The 17236-nt window shown below is 54.6% G+C and carries 18 protein-coding genes; 5 read left to right on the forward strand and 13 right to left on the reverse strand.

Going from position 1 to position 17236, the window contains the following annotated elements:
* The first annotated feature begins 62 nt into the window (after positions 1–62).
* Positions 63–2009 (forward strand): bifunctional 2',3'-cyclic-nucleotide 2'-phosphodiesterase/3'-nucleotidase, encoded by a 1947-nt coding sequence (locus L579_RS06905; protein ID WP_021183557.1) that lies wholly within the window; start codon positions 63–65, stop codon positions 2007–2009.
* 37 nt (positions 2010–2046) lie between these two features.
* On the opposite strand, the gene fklB is transcribed toward L579_RS06905, so the two are convergent.
* Positions 2047–2667: an FKBP-type peptidyl-prolyl cis-trans isomerase gene (fklB, locus tag L579_RS06910; RefSeq protein ID WP_021183558.1), complete on the reverse strand. Its 621-nt coding sequence runs from the start codon at positions 2665–2667 to the stop codon at positions 2047–2049.
* A 216-nt stretch (positions 2668–2883) separates the two neighbouring features.
* Here fklB and L579_RS06915 point away from each other — a divergent pair, with 216 nt between their 5' ends.
* Positions 2884–3528 (forward strand): OapA family protein, encoded by a 645-nt coding sequence (locus tag L579_RS06915; protein ID WP_021183560.1) that lies wholly within the window; start codon positions 2884–2886, stop codon positions 3526–3528.
* A 46-nt stretch (positions 3529–3574) separates the two neighbouring features.
* Here L579_RS06915 and rplI read toward each other — a convergent pair whose 3' ends face one another.
* Genes rplI through rpsF form a run of 4 tightly spaced genes read right to left on the reverse strand, consistent with a single transcriptional unit; the run spans position 3575 to position 5014 of the window.
* The gene (gene rplI, locus L579_RS06920) at positions 3575–4024 is read right to left on the reverse strand and encodes a 50S ribosomal protein L9 (protein ID WP_021183561.1); all 450 of its coding nucleotides are present in this window, start codon (positions 4022–4024) and stop codon (positions 3575–3577) included.
* A 38-nt stretch (positions 4025–4062) separates the two neighbouring features.
* Positions 4063–4290 carry a 30S ribosomal protein S18 gene (gene rpsR, locus L579_RS06925; RefSeq protein ID WP_000135199.1) on the reverse strand — a complete coding sequence of 76 codons (228 nt, stop codon included), beginning with the start codon at positions 4288–4290 and terminating at the stop codon, positions 4063–4065.
* A 4-nt stretch (positions 4291–4294) separates the two neighbouring features.
* Entirely contained in the window at positions 4295–4570 is a 276-nt protein-coding gene (priB, locus tag L579_RS06930) for a primosomal replication protein N (protein WP_051337944.1), read from the reverse strand.
* A 48-nt stretch (positions 4571–4618) separates the two neighbouring features.
* Positions 4619–5014 (reverse strand): 30S ribosomal protein S6, encoded by a 396-nt coding sequence (rpsF, locus tag L579_RS06935; protein ID WP_013510684.1) that lies wholly within the window; start codon positions 5012–5014, stop codon positions 4619–4621.
* A gap of 388 nt (positions 5015–5402) precedes the next feature.
* Between rpsF and L579_RS06940 the strand changes: the two genes are divergently transcribed.
* Complete coding sequence (locus L579_RS06940) at positions 5403–5609, forward strand: hypothetical protein (RefSeq protein WP_021183563.1); 207 nt, start codon at positions 5403–5405, stop codon at positions 5607–5609.
* Between the two features lie 49 nt (positions 5610–5658).
* Here the strand turns inward: L579_RS06940 and yjfP are convergent, their stop codons facing one another.
* Positions 5659–6408 carry an esterase gene (gene yjfP, locus L579_RS06945; RefSeq protein ID WP_021183564.1) on the reverse strand — a complete coding sequence of 250 codons (750 nt, stop codon included), beginning with the start codon at positions 6406–6408 and terminating at the stop codon, positions 5659–5661.
* A gap of 161 nt (positions 6409–6569) precedes the next feature.
* On the opposite strand from yjfP, the gene L579_RS06950 reads away from it, so the two are divergent.
* Together L579_RS06950 and bsmA are read left to right on the forward strand one after the other, a co-directional pair.
* On the forward strand, positions 6570–8501 hold the full coding sequence (locus L579_RS06950) for a methyl-accepting chemotaxis protein (RefSeq protein WP_021183565.1): 1932 nt from the start codon (positions 6570–6572) through the stop codon (positions 8499–8501).
* Positions 8502–8556: 55 nt separating this feature from the next.
* On the forward strand, positions 8557–8883 hold the full coding sequence (bsmA, locus tag L579_RS06955) for a biofilm peroxide resistance protein BsmA (RefSeq protein WP_021183566.1): 327 nt from the start codon (positions 8557–8559) through the stop codon (positions 8881–8883).
* On the opposite strand, the gene L579_RS06960 is transcribed toward bsmA, so the two are convergent.
* The 7 genes from L579_RS06960 to hflC all read right to left on the reverse strand — a co-directional run bounded on the left by L579_RS06960 (position 8857) and on the right by hflC (position 17234).
* Entirely contained in the window at positions 8857–10485 is a 1629-nt protein-coding gene (locus tag L579_RS06960; RefSeq protein WP_021183567.1) for an isovaleryl-CoA dehydrogenase, read from the reverse strand. The two genes, bsmA and L579_RS06960, sit on opposite strands and share 27 nt — an antisense overlap.
* 85 nt (positions 10486–10570) lie before the next feature.
* Positions 10571–11305, reverse strand: a complete 735-nt coding sequence (gene rlmB, locus L579_RS06965) for a 23S rRNA (guanosine(2251)-2'-O)-methyltransferase RlmB (RefSeq protein WP_021183568.1) — start codon at positions 11303–11305, stop codon at positions 10571–10573.
* A gap of 110 nt (positions 11306–11415) precedes the next feature.
* The gene (gene rnr / locus L579_RS06970; protein WP_021183569.1) at positions 11416–13854 is read right to left on the reverse strand and encodes a ribonuclease R; all 2439 of its coding nucleotides are present in this window, start codon (positions 13852–13854) and stop codon (positions 11416–11418) included.
* 16 nt (positions 13855–13870) lie between these two features.
* Positions 13871–14314: a nitric oxide-sensing transcriptional repressor NsrR gene (gene nsrR, locus L579_RS06975; protein WP_021183570.1), complete on the reverse strand. Its 444-nt coding sequence runs from the start codon at positions 14312–14314 to the stop codon at positions 13871–13873.
* Positions 14315–14505: 191 nt separating this feature from the next.
* Positions 14506–15804, reverse strand: coding sequence for an adenylosuccinate synthase (locus L579_RS06980; protein ID WP_036625588.1), 1299 nt, complete (start codon positions 15802–15804; stop codon positions 14506–14508).
* 169 nt (positions 15805–15973) lie between these two features.
* Complete coding sequence (locus tag L579_RS06985; protein WP_013510694.1) at positions 15974–16171, reverse strand: DUF2065 domain-containing protein; 198 nt, start codon at positions 16169–16171, stop codon at positions 15974–15976.
* A 58-nt stretch (positions 16172–16229) separates the two neighbouring features.
* The gene (gene hflC, locus L579_RS06990; RefSeq protein ID WP_021183573.1) at positions 16230–17234 is read right to left on the reverse strand and encodes a protease modulator HflC; all 1005 of its coding nucleotides are present in this window, start codon (positions 17232–17234) and stop codon (positions 16230–16232) included.
* Positions 17235–17236: the final 2 nt, after the last annotated feature.

Below are 17236 nucleotides of genomic sequence, written 5' to 3' on the forward strand. Positions count from 1 at the left end.
GACAATTTGTCACCTTTTTACATTATTTTGAGAGGCCAATTGGACAGCAACAAGGAGGCAACATGTTCAAAGTGAGCATGGCGTTACTGACATTCGGCCTTTCAGCCGCTCTGGCACAGGCCGCAACGGTGGATTTGCGCATTCTGGAAACCACCGATCTGCACAGCAATATGATGGACTTTGACTATTACAAAGACACCCCAACAGAAAAGTTTGGCCTGGTACGTACCGCCACGCTGATTCATCAGGCGCGTTCGCAGGTCAAAAATAGCGTGCTGGTGGACAATGGCGACATCATTCAGGGCAGCCCGCTCGGTGATTACATGGCAGCGAAAGGGTTGAAACCCGGCGAAGTCCATCCGGTGTACAAAGCGCTTAATACGCTGGATTACAGCGTTGGTAATCTCGGCAACCACGAATTTAATTATGGCCTGCCTTATTTGAAAAAAGCGCTGGCGGGCGCGCGTTTTCCTTATGTGAACGCCAACATTATTGACCTGAAAAGCGGAAAACCGCTGTTTACCCCTTATCTTATTAAAGAAACTACCGTCACTGACCGGGACGGGAAGCCACAAAAGTTAAAAATCGGTTACATCGGCTTCGTTCCGCCGCAGATTATGATCTGGGATCGCAACAATCTACAGGGAAAAGTTCGCGTTGATGACATCACGGAAACAGCGAAGCGTTATGTGCCGGAAATGCGTACAAAAGGTGCTGAAATAATCATCGCTATCCCACATTCCGGTTTAAGCAGTGAGCCGTATCACGCCCTGGCGGAAAACTCGGTTTATTACCTCAGCCAGGTTCCAGGCATTGATGCCATCATGTTTGGGCATGCGCATGCGGTGTTCCCGAGTAAAGATTTTGCCGCCATTAAAGGTGCAGACATTGCACAGGGGACGCTGAATGGCGTGCCTGCCGTGATGCCTGGCATGTGGGGCGATCACCTCGGTGTAGTCGATCTGGTGTTGGATAACGCCAGCGGTCACTGGCAGGTGAAGCAGGGCAAAGCCGAGGCGCGTCCGATTTATGACAGTGTGACCAAAAAATCACTGGCTGCTGAGGACGCCGGGTTGGTGAAAGTACTGGCACAGGATCATCGTGCTACGCGCGCCTTTGTCGCCAAACCGATCGGCAAATCCGCTGATGTGATGTACAGCTATCTCTCGCTGGTACAGGACGATCCTACGGTGCAGATCGTCAATAACGCCCAGCGTGCCTATGTTGAACATTTTATTCAGGGCGATCCCGATCTTAGCCGCTTGCCGGTACTGAGTGCGGCGGCCCCTTTCAAAGCGGGTGGTCGCAAAAACGATCCGGCCAGCTACGTGGAAGTGGAGAAAGGCAATCTGACCTTCCGCAATGCCGCAGACCTCTATCTCTATCCCAACACCCTGGTGGTAATGAAGGTCAGCGGGGCGCAGGTGAAGGAGTGGCTGGAGTGCTCTGCCGGGCAGTTTAACCAGATCGATCCACACAGCGCTAAACCACAATCGCTGATCAACTGGGATTTTCGCACCTATAACTTTGATGTCATTGACGGCGTGCAGTACCAGATTGATGTCACCCAACCGGCGCGCTACGACAACGAATGTCAGCTGATCAATAAAGATGCCTCACGTATTAAGGATCTCACCTGGCAGGGCAAACCCATTGATCCTGACATGACATTCCTGGTGGCAACCAATAACTATCGCGCTTACGGCGGCAAATTTGCGGGGACAGGAGATAAGTTCGTGGCGTTTGCTTCGCCCGATGAGAACCGCTCGGTGGTAGCGGCTTATATCAGCAGCGAAACCAAAGCGCATGGCGAGATGAAACCGCAGGCGGATCATAACTGGCGTCTGGCAGCGATTCATACTTCTACGCCGTTAGATATCCGTTTCGAAACCGCACCTGGCGCGAAAGCTACCGGCTTTATCCAGCAACACGCGGATTATCCGATGAAAGCGGTAGGAAGTGACGAGATTGGTTTTGCGATTTGGCAGGTAAATTTACAACAGCAGTGAGGGATGGCGGGCGGCAAATCGCCGCCCTGCCTGAGCCTTACAGGATTTCCAGCAGCTCTACTTCAAAGATCAGGGTGCTGAACGGCGGGATGGAGGCACCCGCGCCACGCTCACCGTAGGCGATGTTATGAGGGATAACCAGTTCCCATTTGGAACCAACCGGCATCAGGGTCAGAGCTTCAATCCAGCCGGCAATCACGCCGCTTACCGGGAATTCTGCCGGTTCGCCACGCGCCACAGAGCTATCAAACACGGTGCCGTCAATCAGCTTACCGGTGTAGTGCACACGCACGCGGTCCTGACGAGACGGGATAGCCCCATCACCCTGTTTGATCACGCTGAATTGCAGACCTGATTCGGTGCTGCTTACGCCTTCACGCTGTGCGTTCTGCTCAAGGAACTTCTGACCTTCTGCCGCCATCGCCTGTACGCGCTCACGACGCACGCCTTCAGCACGCTCGTGTACTTCGCGCAGGGCGCGGTGAACCACATCAACCGGAACTGCCGGTGAATTCCCTTCCAGCGCGTCGCGCAGGCCCGCGAGCAGCGCTTCCGGCTGCAAACCTTGCAGTCCGGACTCCAGCAGCTGCTGGCCTACCTGTAAACCGATACCGTAACTTGCTTGTGCTTCGACGCTGTCGAATGAAGGGGTTGTCATCTTGTTTCCTTAATCCCGGAGAAAAATAGAAACGGCAGCATAACAGCGCAGGCCGCTGGCGTAAAATCTCGCGCATCACAGATGACATTTCTCAGGGAAAGAGAAACAATACAGACGTCAAATTTTTCAATGCTGGCAGGCACTTCGTGCCCACATTGCCCATACTACACTAGAGGAGAGGATGAGCCTTTCCTCCGTCGAGATAAGAGAGAATACATGGGCCAGATCGCCCCACGACGTCGCAGGACGCGCGCACCGCGTACTTTTTTACCCTGGTTGCAACGTTGGCTGCCGCAAGGTAAACGCCAGGCCGCCAGTGAGGAGGTTTCACGAATGGCTTCTGCTACCCCTTCCCGCTTTGTTGGCGGTCTGCACCGCGTCTGGCATCTGCTGGACAATGTTCGCTGGATGGATCCCCTGCCCGCGCTGCACCGGCGCGGTATCGTGATTGCGCTGCTGGTCATCCTGTTAGCCTTTCTGTGGCCCAGCAGCACGCCGCAGTATCCGGTGGAACGCCCGGTCAGCGAAAGCGCTCCCAAAGAAGTACCGATGCAGGCGGAGATTTATGACAACAAGAGCACACCAACCGCTGATTCACAGGGTGAGTGGCACACCTATACCGTTGCCTCCGGCCAGACGCTGGCGCAGCTGTTTCGCGATAACAATTTACCGGTGAATGATGTGTTTGCGATGGCACGAGTGGAAGGCAACGATCAACCGCTAAGTGCGTTGCAAAGTGGTCAGCAGGTGAAAATTCGTCAGAATGCCCAGGGTGTGGTGACAGGATTAACCGTGGACAGCGGCAACGGACCGGTGCTGTTTACCCGTCAGCCAGACGGCAGCTTTATCCGCGCGCAATAACAAAAAAGCCGGCACAAGGCCGGCTTTTCCGCATTACCGAGTAAAATTACTCAGCAACGACATTCACAACCAGTTTCGCGAACACATCGCCGTGAACCTGGAAGTCAACTTCGTGCTCACCAACGGTGCGCAGAACGCCGTTCGGCAGACGAACTTCGCTCTTAGACACTTCAACGCCAGCTGCAGTTACAGCGTCAGCGATGTCGCGAGTACCGATGGAACCGAACAGTTTACCTTCGTCGCCTGCTTTAGACGCAACGGTAACGCTGCCCAGAGCATTGATTTTCTCAGCGCGCGCGTTAGCAGCTGCCAGAACTTCAGCCAGTTTGGCTTCCAGTTCAGCGCGACGAGCTTCGAATTGCTCCAGATTTTTCTTGGTAGCTGGTACCGCTTTCTGCTGCGGGAACAGGAAGTTACGTGCGTAACCCGCTGCAACGTTTACCAGGTCACCCAGGTTACCCAGGTTTACTACTTTATCAAGCAGAATAACTTGCATTACCTTATCCTCTTAAAGTCGTGGTTGACGGCGGCCGATTACTGATGACGATCAGTGTACGGCAGCAGGGACAGGTAACGCGCGCGCTTGATAGCACGAGCCAGCTGACGCTGGTATTTAGCGCGAGTACCGGTGATACGGCTCGGTACGATCTTACCGCTTTCGGTGATGTAGTTTTTCAGCGTAGCGATATCTTTGTAATCGATCTCTTGAACGCCTTCCGCAGTGAAGCGGCAGAATTTGCGACGACGGAAATAACGTGCCATTTGGCTAGTCTCCAGAATCTATCAATTCAATCTGCTCGGCATGTAACACAATTCTACTCTGGCCGTTGCGTGCCTGATGGCAGCTAATAAAACCTTCGAGAATGAGTTGCGTGCCGACCGTTATATGTTGAGTAATCGCCTGATGGGCGCTGCCGCTGATAATCACCGGCATCTGACACCAGGCTTGCCGGTGAAACCCGGCTTCCTCCTGCATGGAACGGTGCTCAAGCACGAACTGGCAGTGAGGAATTCCTGACGGACTGACTTTTCGAACCGGCATCTTGCACACAGTGCCAGAGAGGCGCAGTCGATTGGTCGTCACGTTGGATTACTCTTCAGAATCCCCAGCATCTGAGTCATCTGCCGCTTCGTTAGCGAAATCTTCACGGCGTTCACGACGCTCGTCTTTCGCTTTAACCATCGGAGATGCTTCAGTTACCGCGTGCTTAACGCGCATAACCATGCTGCGGATAACGGCGTCGTTGAAGCGGAAGTTAGTTTCCAGCTCGTCAATCACTTCCTGCGGCGCTTCTACGTTCAGCAGAACGTAGTGTGCTTTGTGCAGTTTGTTGATCGGGTAAGCCAGCTGACGGCGGCCCCAGTCTTCCAGACGGTGGATCGTGCCCTGAGCACCAGTGATAGCACCAGTGTAACGCTCGATCATGCCCGGAACCTGTTCGCTCTGGTCAGGATGGACCATAAATACGATTTCGTAATGACGCATCGAAATTGCTCCTTACGGATTATTCAGCCTCCTGTCAGGGTCAGCTGCGGCCCACGGAAGCAAGGAACGTTATAGGTTGTGATTCATCCGATAAATGAAACACACCTCTGAATGCAGCTGAAAAATTGACGCGTAATCATACTGACGTTGTCCGCTAAACTCAAGCGCACAATTCATCAAATGGCGTGCTACGTGCCAGGCAAGGCGTCATTTTGTGCTAACGATGGTAATTCAGTGGGTTAAGCGGTGTGACGAGAAAAAGGCTGAACAACAGGTTCAACAGGCCTGGCTGGCAGCAATTTGGTGAAGAACTAAACTATTTATGGGCGCAACGGTTCGGCTTGTCGTTGGCGTCTGAGAGTGAATTCCCTGTAGTGAGGAGTCGATTATGAAAACTTTCGTTATCGCTGCTTTACTGGGTCTCTTCCTGTCTACTCCCGCGGTTGCCAGCACTACTGATTATGCGCAGCAGATGCGAAGCAACAGCAGCCAAGCGGCATCAGGCCCTGTCTACGTCAACCGGCTGGGCGCACCCAGTGATAACCACACCGGCGCCAATAGCAGCGCGGCTGAACGGTTATCGTCTCAATTGTAGTCCGGTGTGTCGTAACGGGCTGGCGGTGGATTGCCAGCCCGAATTCATTTCACAGATGATGTTTGAAAAAACTCACCAGCGCGCACAACGCTGAAGGGGTGATTTTGTGCCCAATCTGCTTCTCCGACAGAAAGGTTAACTTGCCGTCGAGTTGCGCTTCACGTAATGCCTTCTCCAGCCGCACCGTTTCGGCAAACGGCACCACTTCATCAGCTTCACCATGCCATAACAACAGAGGTCGGTTCGCCAGTTTTTCGTGGTGCTGGCTGGGATCATAAGGGGCCAGCGGTGCCAGACGTGTGGCAAAAGTTTCTTTTTGCTCCGGCGTGCGCGCCACCAGCGGTGGAAACAGCGTATGGCTCAGTTGCATAAAGTAGCCCGACCCCATCATGCAGGCGACGCTGTGGATCTGCGGATAACGTGCCATTGCTCCCAGCGCCGTCATCCCGCCCATCGACGCCCCCGCCACAGCAAAGCGTTCTTCCGCAATCCAGTCTTTTTCCCGCAGTGCCGCTTCCAATAGCGGCACTTCGTCGATGTTTTGTCTGAGAATCTCCCAGAAATGCGTCATGCGGGTTTCGGTATCGCCGTTATAACGCGCGCCATGCATATCCGCATCCGGCATCACCACACGAAACCCCGCTTGTGCCAGGGCAACCGCAAAGTAGCTGTACACCTCTTTCGACGAGGTGAAGCCATGATAAAACAGCACGGTCGGTAAACGCGCCTGGCGCTGTCCCGCGGGTGCCGCATGGATACACTGGATTCCTGCCAGCGTTTCCGTCGCCAGTTCAATCATGTCGCCTCCGTTGAGAATGATTATCACCTGCTCAAGTGTAAACCCTGCACTTCAAAACGCGAGTCACTTCACATTTTTGTGCGAATAATTTCCACCCTAAACCTTTTGCCCAATTTGCCGTTGATCTTGTATCCCTTCATCCACATCAACATAGGTACTTTATGAAGCGTCTCTCTCTCAGCGCAATGGGTCTCGGCATCAAGCTGTCTGTACTGACGTCTTTAAGCGTAGCCGTGGTACTGCTGACCCTCACCCTGACCCTGAGCCACAACGCCGCTCGCCAGCTGGAGCAACTGGCGACTGACGATATGCAAAATCAGGTGCAGGGCATCAGCGAGATGGCCACCATGTTTAATACCACCCTCTCTGCCGAGGTGGCGAATTACACCCGATTGTTTCAGAGTTTTCTGCCGAAGCGCTTTAGTCGCGATGAAAGCGCCCGCATCCAGGTGGGTGACATCAGCACGCCGACCCTGCGTGCCGGGCTGAAAACCCTCAACCTTGACCAGATTGCGGTGGATGATTTCCTCGATCGTACCGGTGCCGTGTCGACTGTTTTCGTGCGTGACGGTGATGATTATGTCCGTATCGCAACGTCGCTGAAGAAGGAAGACGGCAACCGTGCGATCGGTACCCGACTGGACCGCAGCAGCGCCGCCTGGCGTAACGTCAATCAGGGCAACGTTTATCGTGGCCTGGCTACCTTGTTTGGTCACCGTTACATCACGCAATATCAGCCCGTCACCGATGACAGCGGTGCGGTGATCGGCATCCTGTTCGTCGGGGTACAAATCGATAAACAGTACGCGCTGATGCGCGAAAAAGTGCTGGCCCGCCATCTCGGCGACAGCGGGCGCTTCTTTGTGCTGAACGGTGCAGCCGGTGCCACTCAGGGACAATATCTGTTTGATAGCCAGCGCGAAGGCAAATTGCCGCAGTGGAGTGCGGCGACACAGCAACAATTGCTGAACGAGCCAAAAGGTCTGGTCGCCATTCCGCTGGACGGTGAAACCAAACTTCTGGCCTGGCAGCAGTTGCCGGGCTGGAACTGGATTATTGCCGGGGAAGTCAGCCAGGCCAGCCTGCTGGCTCCGATTACCCAAAGCCGTAACCTGTTTATCGCTATAGGTCTGGCGTTGGTGATTGCCTTTGCCATCGGCTTTATGTGGTACAGCCGCCGGGCCATCACCCGCCCGCTTCATCAGGTGATCCATTTAGCCGAGGAGTATGCGGCAGGGAATCTCCAGGCGCATCTCGACTCGACTCGCCATGATGAAATTGGCCAGTTAGTGGCGGCGATTAACGGCATTGGTGATGGCCTGGAGCAGATCGTCGGTCAGGTGCGCCAGACTGCACAGCAGATCAGCCAGGGCACCGACAATATTGCCGCCAGCAGCCAGAACATCAGCGAACAGATTGGTCGCCAGGCCAGCAGCGTGGAACAAACCTCCGCCAGCATGGAACAGTTTGGCGCAACCGTAGCGCAAACTGCGGCCAACGTGCGCCAGGCGCTGGTATTGGTGGGTGAGACTGACCAGACCGTGTCCCAGGGTGGCAAAACCGTATCACGTTCGGTCAGCACCATGACCGAAATACGCGTCGCCTCGCAAAGCATCGCCGATATCACCCATGTGATTGAATCTATCGCGTTCCAGACCAATATCCTGGCACTGAATGCGGCGGTAGAAGCGGCACGAGCCGGTGAGCATGGTAAAGGCTTTGCCGTGGTGGCGGCGGAAGTTCGCGCACTGGCGCAGCGCAGCGCCCAGGCAGCCAAAGAGATTGACGGACTGATCACCAGCTCCATCAGTAAGGTAGCGGAAGGTCATGCCCTGTCTGAGCAGACGCGTGATGCCATGCAACACATTGTGGAACATATCACGCAGGTAAAAGCCCTGATGGGTGAGATCAATGTTGCCGCACAGGAACAGGCCGCAGGCATTGGTCAGGTGAATCTGGCGATGAACCACATCAGCCAGGCTACCCATCAGAACAGCGATCTGGTGACTGAATCTGAGGCCACCGCCCAAAGTCTCAGTCAGCAGGGCCATCATCTGACCCAGTTGGTGAGTATTTTTCATCTCAAGTCATAATGCGGCACGGGAAGATGGCATACACTTGAGCCATCTTCCCTGAACCGGAGCTACCATGCGCGTTTCGTTATTTCTGGCCTTCAGCCTGCTGTTGAGCGGCTGCTCGGCACTGACGCCAACTCCCAAAGCGCCACCGCCACCCACCACACATGCTCAGGAAATTAATCGAGCGCAGAGCTACGGCCTGCCCAAACTCGGTACCATCAGCGCTCAGGTGCGCGGCTCGCCGGATGATGCCCAGCGCGCTATCGCCGCCAGAGCGAATCAGTTGGGTGCGACGTATTATCAGGTTTTGATGCTGGATGAGACGGTTTTGCCCGGTTTCTGGTACGCCACCGCCATCCTTTATGGCCCCTCAACCGGAACAGGCTCGCAGCAGTAACCGCGAGTTAAGATCGTAGCTTAATGGCCGCTGCCCGCGCGTATCAAGAAACTGCTGACACCAGCCATCGGCCAGTGGCGGTTCAGCCACTTTGAGCAGGATGGCCGCCGTGGCCAGTTGCAACAATTCCGTCGTGACCGCGCGCGCTTGCCCCTCCTGCACATTGCCGAGACGCAAACGCAGTTGCCGCCAGCGACGGTCGAAATGACGGTTGCAGCCTTTGACTGTCTCCAGTTCGTCACTGATCATCGCCAGCATATCGGATTGCCGGTTCAGAACCCGTAGCACATCCAGGCACATCACATTGCCGGATCCTTCCCAGATGCTGTTGACCGGCATCTCACGATACAGGCGTGGCAGTTCGCTTTCTTCGCAATAACCAATGCCGCCGAGCACCTCCATAGCTTCGGCCACAAAGGGTATCCCGGCCTGGCAAATAACATACTTGGCTGCGGGGGTGAACAGCCGCGCATAGAGGCGCTCATGCTCGCTGACCGGGGTTGACCAGGCTCGAGCCAGACGCAGCAGCAGGGCTGTTTGTCCCTCTAACTGGAGCGCCTGCTGTGCCAGCACCGTGCGCATCAGGGGCTGATCGCTGAGATTTTTGCCCATCACCTGGCGTTGTTGCGCGTGATACAGGGCGATGGAGAAGGCGCGACGCATCAGCCCGTGACTGCCAAGCGCGCAATCGAAACGCGTCATTCCTCCCATCTTCAGAATCAGACGGATGCCTTCGCCCTCTTCGCCCATTAACCAGCCGATGGCGTCCTGGAATTCCACTTCGCAGCTGGCATTGGAACGGTTGCCGAGTTTGTCTTTCAGACGTTCAAGCCGAATGGCGTTACGCTCGCCATCCGGTAACAGGCGCGGCAGGAAAAAGCAGCTCAGGCCACCCGCGGTCTGTGCCAGGATCAGGTGCGCATCGCTTTGCGGCACCGAGAAAAACCATTTATGCCCGACGATACGATAAGCCTCACCTGGCCCACGCCCTCCCAGCGGTTCCGCGCGTGTGCTGTTGCTCAGCACATCAGTGCCGCCCTGCTTCTCGGTCATCCCCATGCCAATCAGCAAACCGCGCTTTTTATTACCGGGTTGATGATGCGCATCATAACGGTCGCTCAGTAACGCATCGCGCCAGTCGGCGTAGGGTTCGGGTAGATAGTTTTGCAGCAGCGGGATGGCGGCATGGGTCATGGTCACCGGACAAAGAGAGCCCGCTTCCACCTGCGCGTGCAAAATAAAACGCGCGGCGCGCGCGACCATCGCATTGGGTTGTACATCGGGTTGCCAGCTCAGATTATGCAGGCGGCTGGCACATAATCCCTGCATCAACAGATGCCAGGCAGGATGAAAACGCACCTCATCCAGTCGTTCGCCGCGCGCGTCATAGCGCACCAATTCCGGTGGCTGGGCATTGGCCAGTCGCCCCAGTTCGAGTGATTCGGCACTGCCGAGTTGCAGGCCCACAGAGGCCAGCCACTCTCGATCCCAGCTGGCACCTTCACGCGCGACAGCTTCGCATAACGGCAGATCGCGGGTGAACAGGTTGCTGTTGCTCAGTGGCTGAGGTTGATTGAAAACGTTGTGAGTGGTCCAGGTCATAACGGCTCCTCGCGCTTACCCGTCACACTAAGTATGAGGACGACGCGCAGTTATGCCTGGCACAGAAACTAATTTGCGGCGGGGATCACGCCTGACGTTGGCGTACGGCCTCAAACAGGCAAATGCCGGTGGCTACCGAGACGTTGAGGGAGGAGACGCTGCCCGCCATCGGAATGCTGATCAGTTCATCGCAATGTTCACGGGTCAGACGGCGCATGCCCTCACCTTCCGCACCCATCACCAGCGCCAGGGACGCCGGCAGCTTGCTCTGATACAGCGTATGATCGGCTTCACCGGCGGTACCGACGATCCAGATCTGATATTCCTGGAGCAGACGCATGGTGCGCGCCAGGTTGGTGACACGAATCAACGGGACGTTTTCTGCGGCACCACAAGCCACTTTCTTCGCCGTCGCATTCAGTTGCGCCGAGCGATCTTTTGGCACGATCACCGCGTGTACACCAGCCGCATCGGCACTGCGCAGGCAGGCACCGAGGTTATGCGGATCGGTAACACCATCAAGGATCAACAGGAACGGATTCTCGATGGATTCCAGCAGATCCGGGAGATCCCCTTCCTGATAATTTTTACCCGGCTTCACGCGCGCCACGATACCCTGATGTACCCCGCCTTCTGCCTGACTATCGAGCCACTGGCGGTTCGCGACTTGCACGGCAATTCCCTGAGCTTCCAATGCCGCGATCAGCGGTTGCAGGCGACGATCGTCACGGCCTTTGAGGATAAAGACTTCCTGAAAACGCTGGGGGTCACGCTCCAGCAACGCCTGCACGGCATGGATACCAAAAATTATTTCACTCATTACTTAGCTCAAGGTTGGATGTCGAACAGTAGCGGCGCAATTCATTGCGCGCTTTGTAAAATCTGCGCGATAAGTCGCACCGCTACGAAATGTGCCGGAACTTTATGGCATCAGGCTTCGCTGGTTTTCTTCTTCGCCGCACGCTTCGCTTTTGTGGCGGCGGCGATTTTACGGGTTTTTTCGGAGACTTTTTTGCTTTTTTTCTCGCTTTTCGCTTTGGCTGGTTTTTTCTTGCCACTGCGGAAAGCCTCATCCGGCTCGAAATTCACGCTTTTACCGGCGTCACGGCGACGCTTCGCCGGAGGTTTGCCGCCACGCTTCTCGCGCTCACGGACGGTTTTGCCCTCACCACGCGGCACACGCTTGCTGGAAATCAGCGCGAAGTCGATTTTGCGTTCATCCATATGCACCGCTTCAACCCGTACTTCTACCGCGTCACCGAGACGATAAGTACGTCCGCCGGACTCGCCGATCAGGCGTTGGCCCACCGGATCGAAACGATAGTAATCATTATCCAGCGATGACACATGCACCAGACCATCGATAAACAAATCGTTGAGACGCACGAAGAAACCGAAACCGGTCACACTGGAGATCACACCGTTAAAGACGTTTCCCACCTGATCCTGCATAAAGTCGCATTTCAGCCAGTCGGCGACGTCACGGGTGGCTTCGTCAGCACGGCGCTCAGTCATCGAGCAGTGCTGACCGAGTTGCAGCATCTGCTGCATGTCGTAGTGATAACCACCGGTAGCCGTGGTGTTGCCCTTCTCTTCACCCTGCTCTTTCGCCAGCAGATACTTGATAGCGCGATGCAGCAGCAGATCCGGGTAGCGGCGAATCGGCGAAGTAAAGTGTGCATACGACGCCAGCGCAAGGCCAAAGTGGCCGCGGTTTTCCGGGTCGTACACCGCTTGTTTCATCGAACGCAGCAGCATGGTTTGCAGCATTTCCGCGTCCGGTCGATCGGCGATTTGCGTCAGCAACTCGGCATAATCGATCGGCTGCGGTTTGCTGCCACCCGGCAGGCTCAGGCCCAGTTCGTTGAGCACGGTACGGAAACTGGTGATGCTGTCATCACTGGGACGATCGTGATCGCGGAACAACGCGGGTTCTTCGTTCTTCTCAACAAAGCGCGCTGAAGCGATGTTAGCGAGGATCATGCACTCTTCAATCAGCTTGTGCGCATCGTTACGGACCGTGCGCTCGACACGTTCAATGCGGCGATCGGCGTTGAAGATAAATTTGGCTTCTTCGGTTTCAAACGAGATGCCGCCACGCTGTTCACGCGCCTTTTCCAGCACCTGGTACATCCGATGCAACTCTTCAAGATGCTTCACCAGTGGGGCATATTGCTCACGCAGCTCCGGGTTACCTTGCAGAATGTTCCACACTTTGGTGTAGGTCAGACGTGCGTGTGAATTCATCACCGCTTCATAGTGTTTGTAACCGGTGAGTTTACCGCTGGCGGAGATGGTCATTTCACACACCATACACAGGCGATCGACCTGCGGATTGAGTGAGCACAGACCATTCGACAGCACTTCCGGCAGCATCGGGACAACCTGGGACGGGAAATAGACCGACGTGCCGCGCTGGTGTGCTTCGTTGTCCAGCGCGGTGCCCGGACGCACGTAATAGCTGACATCGGCAATCGCTACCCATAAGCGCCAGCCGCCACCGCGTTTTTTCTCGCAGTAGACCGCATCGTCGAAATCGCGTGCATCTTCACCATCAATGGTGACTAACGGCAGTTGGCGCAAATCGACACGGCCTTTCTTCGCCGCTTCTGGTACTTCTTCTTTCAGTTGGGCGATCTGCTTTTCTACCGCTTCCGGCCAAACATGGGGGATTTCATGGGTGCGCAGCGCCATATCAACGGCCAGACCGGTTCCCATGTTGTCACCGAGCACTTCGGTGACTTTACCCAATGCCTTGGTACGACGTGTTGGTCGCTGGGTGATCTCCACCACCACCACGGATCCCATACGCGCATTCAGCGTCTGGTCCTGCGGGATCAGGATATCAAAGCTCAGGCGGCTGTCGTCCGGCACCACAAACCCCGTACCGGCATCGGTAAAGTAACGACCAACAATCTGGCTGTTGCGCGGTTCCAGTACCCGCACCACGCGTGCCTCGCGGCGGCCTTTACGATCCGCACCGCCAGGTTGTGCCAGAATCACGTCGCCGTGCAGACACAATTTCAACTGCTCTGCGGAGAGATAGAAATCATCTTTCTGTCCTTCCACACGCAGGAAACCATAGCCATCACGGTGACCAATGACTTTACCGCGTAGCAGATCGAGACGTTCTGGCAGGGCGTAACATTGACGGCGGGTAAATACCAGTTGACCATCACGTTCCATCGCACGCAGACGACGACGCAACGCTTCCAGCTGCTCCTCGCTGGTGATGTTAAGTTCCTGCGCGATGTCCTCGCGGTTGGCAGGTTTTTCACGCTTTTCTAATAGCGCGAGGATAAATTCCCGACTTGGAATCGGGTTTTCATATTTTTCAGCTTCTCTGTCCTGAAAAGGGTCTTTTGACATTACGGTTCCTCCGATGTCATTTTTGATGGATTGCCACCGGCGGTTCGGACAATAAAATTTGGTACAAAGGGTCGTTACCTTTGACGAGATCGGCCAGGGTGTAGTTATCCAGTTCTTTCAGAAATAACTGGACCGCATCGTTCAAGGCTTTACGCAAGCGACAGGCTGGCGTAATCGAACATTCACTACAATTAACCAATTGTAATGGCTCCATTTTTCTTACAACGTCGCCAATGACAATTTTTTCCGGGTCCATGCCTAAACGAATTCCGCCGTTTTTACCGCGCGTTGCGGCCACAAACCCGGCCCGACTGAGTTGGTTGATGATTTTGACCATGTGATTACGCGACACCCCGTAGGTATCGGTCACTTCGGTAATGTTGGTCTGTCTGCCTTCCGGCAACGTCGCCATGTAAATCAGAGCGCGCAGACCATAATCAGTAAAACTTGTAAGCTGCACATTTACCTCAGTAAATCATCAGATGTTATTGTTATGCGCCAGCGGGCGTGGTGTTTAATTATGATGATAAACCAGTGTGTGAAGGCCGGTGCGTTTTTTTCAGGCAACTATCGATATTTGCAAGAAAAAATGGTGTGAGCGGAGTCAAAGAGCAGATAAACAGAGGCCGGACAGAGTCCGGCCTGAGGGGATTATGCGTCGAATGGATGGCGCAAAATCATCGTTTCTTCACGGTCAGGGCCAGTAGAAATAATATCTATCGGCACACCGGTTACCTCTTCCACACGTTTAATGTAATCACGCGCGGCTTGCGGCAGACCTTCCAGCGTTTTCACGCCAAAGGTGTTTTCACTCCAGCCCGGCATTGATTCGTAAATCGGCTCAATATCTTCCCAGCCTTCAGCAGCCAGCGGCGTAGTGGTGACTTCGCGACCATCTGGCATGCGATAAGCCACACAAATTTTCACTTCTTTCAGGCCATCCAGCACGTCCAGTTTGGTCATGCAGAAACCTGACAATGAGTTGATCTGTACAGCACGACGTACAGCAACCGCATCGAGCCAGCCGGTACGACGACGGCGACCGGTAGTGGCACCGTACTCGTGACCTTTCTGGCACAGGAATTCACCTGTTTCCTCAAACAGCTCAGTCGGGAACGGACCTGCACCCACACGCGTTGAGTAAGCTTTCACGATACCCAGCACATAATCCACATAACGCGGACCAATACCTGAGCCGGTTGCCACGCCACCTGCGGTGGTGTTCGATGAAGTCACGTAGGGATAAGTACCGTGGTCGATATCCAGCAGCGTGCCCTGAGCACCTTCAAACATGATCAGATCGCCACGCTGACGCGCAGTATCCAGCAGTTCAGACACGTCAACCACCATGCTGGTCAGGATGTCGGCAACCGCCATCACATCATTCAGCACTTTGTCGTAATCAACGGCTTCTTCTTTGTAGTAGTGCACCAACTGGAAGTTGTAGTAATCAACCACTTCTTTCAGCTTGGCGGCGAAGGTTTCTTTGTTGAAAAGGTCGCCAACGCGCAGACCACGGCGTGCAACTTTATCTTCATACGCCGGGCCGATACCACGACCGGTAGTACCGATAGCTTTGGCACCGCGCGCAGTTTCACGCGCTTTATCCATTGCAACATGGTATTGCAGAATTAACGGGCAAGCTTCAGACAGCAGCAGACGTTCACGTACCGGTACACCGCGCTCCTCAAGGCCTTTCATCTCTTTCATCAGCGCTTCAGGCGACAGAACAACGCCGTTACCAATGATGCTGGTTACGTTATCACGCAGAATGCCAGATGGAATTAAGTGGAGGACGGTTTTTTCACCGTTGATGACAAGCGTGTGGCCCGCATTGTGACCACCTTGATAGCGCACGACGTATTTCGCGCGCTCTGTGAGAAGGTCTACGATCTTACCTTTACCTTCGTCACCCCATTGGGTGCCCAGTACGACGACGTTCTTACCCATTTTTTCAAAATCACCGATTGCTTAAAAATGGATTCTACCACCTGATTTTCTCACTTTCAGCTCTTTTAGCATACGATTGCGTGGTTTTTTGCCTGAGTTTTGATCGATACAACATCTTGGGGGAAAATTGACTGCGAGACACAATGCCGCTCAGTCAGAACGCGCATTTTTAGCTCGCATGGACGCTAACCATGTAATAAATCACCACACCAGCAACCACCAGTCCACCACCAAACCGATGTAACAAACGATCCGGCATCTGTGCCATTGCCAGAATCATACGCCGCCAGATACGCGGTAAAAACATCGGTCCCAGCCCTTCCAGAACCAGCACCAAAGCCAGTGCCATCCAGATGGTTGTGTTCATCATTCTTTCCCCAAAAAAAAGGCCGACATCATTGTCGGCCTTAAATTTATATCAGTTATTAACGCGTGGCGTTAGAGGGGGCCTTCATATAACGGAAGAAATCGCTATCCGGGCTTAAAACCAGAATATCCTGATTATCCGCAAAGCTGTTCTCGTAAGCACGCAGGCTGCGGATAAAGGCGTAGAAATCCGGATCCTGACTGAATGCATCAGCAAACAGTTTCGCCGCTTCAGCATCCCCTTCACCGCGGGTGATCAACGCCTGACGCTGCGCTTCAGCCAGCGTACGGGTTACCTGATAATCCGCCTGAGCACGCAATTTTTCCGCCTCTTCCTGGCCTTGTGAACGCTGACTACGCGCAACCGCTTCACGCTCAGCGCGCATACGGTTGTAAATAGCGTCAGACACTTCTGTCGGCAGGTTGATCTGCTTAATGCGTACGTCGACCACCTCAATACCCAGCGCCGCCATACTGTTCGGGTTCGGTGCCGGTTCATTGCTGTTGGTTTCACGCTCCACTCGTGCTGCCGCGTTGGCAATCGCGTCGTCGGCCGCTGGCGTCTGAACTTCGTCATCGTTGCCCGCGCTACCAGTGTTCAGCGCATCGCGAACATCAGTGGTCAAACGACCACGGGAGTCAGTCACGATGTCTTTCACGTCCAGACGTCCCATTTCAGAACGCAGACGGTCGCTGAATTTACGTTTCAGCAGCACTTCAGCCTGCGAAACGTCACCACCACCCGTTGCCAGGTAGTAACGGCTGAAATCACTGATACGCCATTTGATGTAGGAATCAACAATCAGATCTTTTTTCTCTTTGGTGACAAAACGATCTGCCTGGTTGTCCATCGTCTGAATACGTGCGTCCAGCGATTTCACGGTTTCAATAAACGGGATCTTGAAATGCAGACCCGGCGCGTACACCAGCGGTTTGTTTTCGCTGTCACGCAGAACCTTGCCGAAACGCAACACGATACCGCGCTGGCCTTCCTGTACCACGAACAGTGACGCGTAAAGCACCACCAGCACTACGATAATTACGGCGATAATTGGCTTACGCATCG

The organism is Pantoea sp. AS-PWVM4, assembly GCF_000468095.1.
Taxonomy (GTDB): Bacteria; Pseudomonadota; Gammaproteobacteria; order Enterobacterales; family Enterobacteriaceae; genus Pantoea; species Pantoea phytobeneficialis.

What these genes read in the sequence shown, in the direction of transcription:
- yjfP (WP_021183564.1), bottom strand. Translation starts at nt 6,408, where the DNA reads ATGATTGAACTGGCGACGGAAACGCTGGCAGGAATCCAGTGTATCCAT.
- L579_RS06940 (WP_021183563.1), top strand. Translation starts at nt 5,403, where the DNA reads ATGAAAACTTTCGTTATCGCTGCTTTACTGGGTCTCTTCCTGTCTACT.
- hflC (WP_021183573.1), bottom strand. Translation starts at nt 17,234, where the DNA reads ATGCGTAAGCCAATTATCGCCGTAATTATCGTAGTGCTGGTGGTGCTT.
- L579_RS06950 (WP_021183565.1), top strand. Translation starts at nt 6,570, where the DNA reads ATGAAGCGTCTCTCTCTCAGCGCAATGGGTCTCGGCATCAAGCTGTCT.
- L579_RS06985 (WP_013510694.1), bottom strand. Translation starts at nt 16,171, where the DNA reads ATGAACACAACCATCTGGATGGCACTGGCTTTGGTGCTGGTTCTGGAA.
- rpsF (WP_013510684.1), bottom strand. Translation starts at nt 5,014, where the DNA reads ATGCGTCATTACGAAATCGTATTTATGGTCCATCCTGACCAGAGCGAA.
- rlmB (WP_021183568.1), bottom strand. Translation starts at nt 11,305, where the DNA reads ATGAGTGAAATAATTTTTGGTATCCATGCCGTGCAGGCGTTGCTGGAG.
- bsmA (WP_021183566.1), top strand. Translation starts at nt 8,557, where the DNA reads ATGCGCGTTTCGTTATTTCTGGCCTTCAGCCTGCTGTTGAGCGGCTGC.
- rnr (WP_021183569.1), bottom strand. Translation starts at nt 13,854, where the DNA reads ATGTCAAAAGACCCTTTTCAGGACAGAGAAGCTGAAAAATATGAAAAC.
- priB (WP_051337944.1), bottom strand. Translation starts at nt 4,570, where the DNA reads ATGCCGGTTCGAAAAGTCAGTCCGTCAGGAATTCCTCACTGCCAGTTC.
- L579_RS06980 (WP_036625588.1), bottom strand. Translation starts at nt 15,804, where the DNA reads ATGGGTAAGAACGTCGTCGTACTGGGCACCCAATGGGGTGACGAAGGT.
- L579_RS06960 (WP_021183567.1), bottom strand. Translation starts at nt 10,485, where the DNA reads ATGACCTGGACCACTCACAACGTTTTCAATCAACCTCAGCCACTGAGC.
- rplI (WP_021183561.1), bottom strand. Translation starts at nt 4,024, where the DNA reads ATGCAAGTTATTCTGCTTGATAAAGTAGTAAACCTGGGTAACCTGGGT.
- rpsR (WP_000135199.1), bottom strand. Translation starts at nt 4,290, where the DNA reads ATGGCACGTTATTTCCGTCGTCGCAAATTCTGCCGCTTCACTGCGGAA.
- L579_RS06905 (WP_021183557.1), top strand. Translation starts at nt 63, where the DNA reads ATGTTCAAAGTGAGCATGGCGTTACTGACATTCGGCCTTTCAGCCGCT.
- L579_RS06915 (WP_021183560.1), top strand. Translation starts at nt 2,884, where the DNA reads ATGGGCCAGATCGCCCCACGACGTCGCAGGACGCGCGCACCGCGTACT.
- fklB (WP_021183558.1), bottom strand. Translation starts at nt 2,667, where the DNA reads ATGACAACCCCTTCATTCGACAGCGTCGAAGCACAAGCAAGTTACGGT.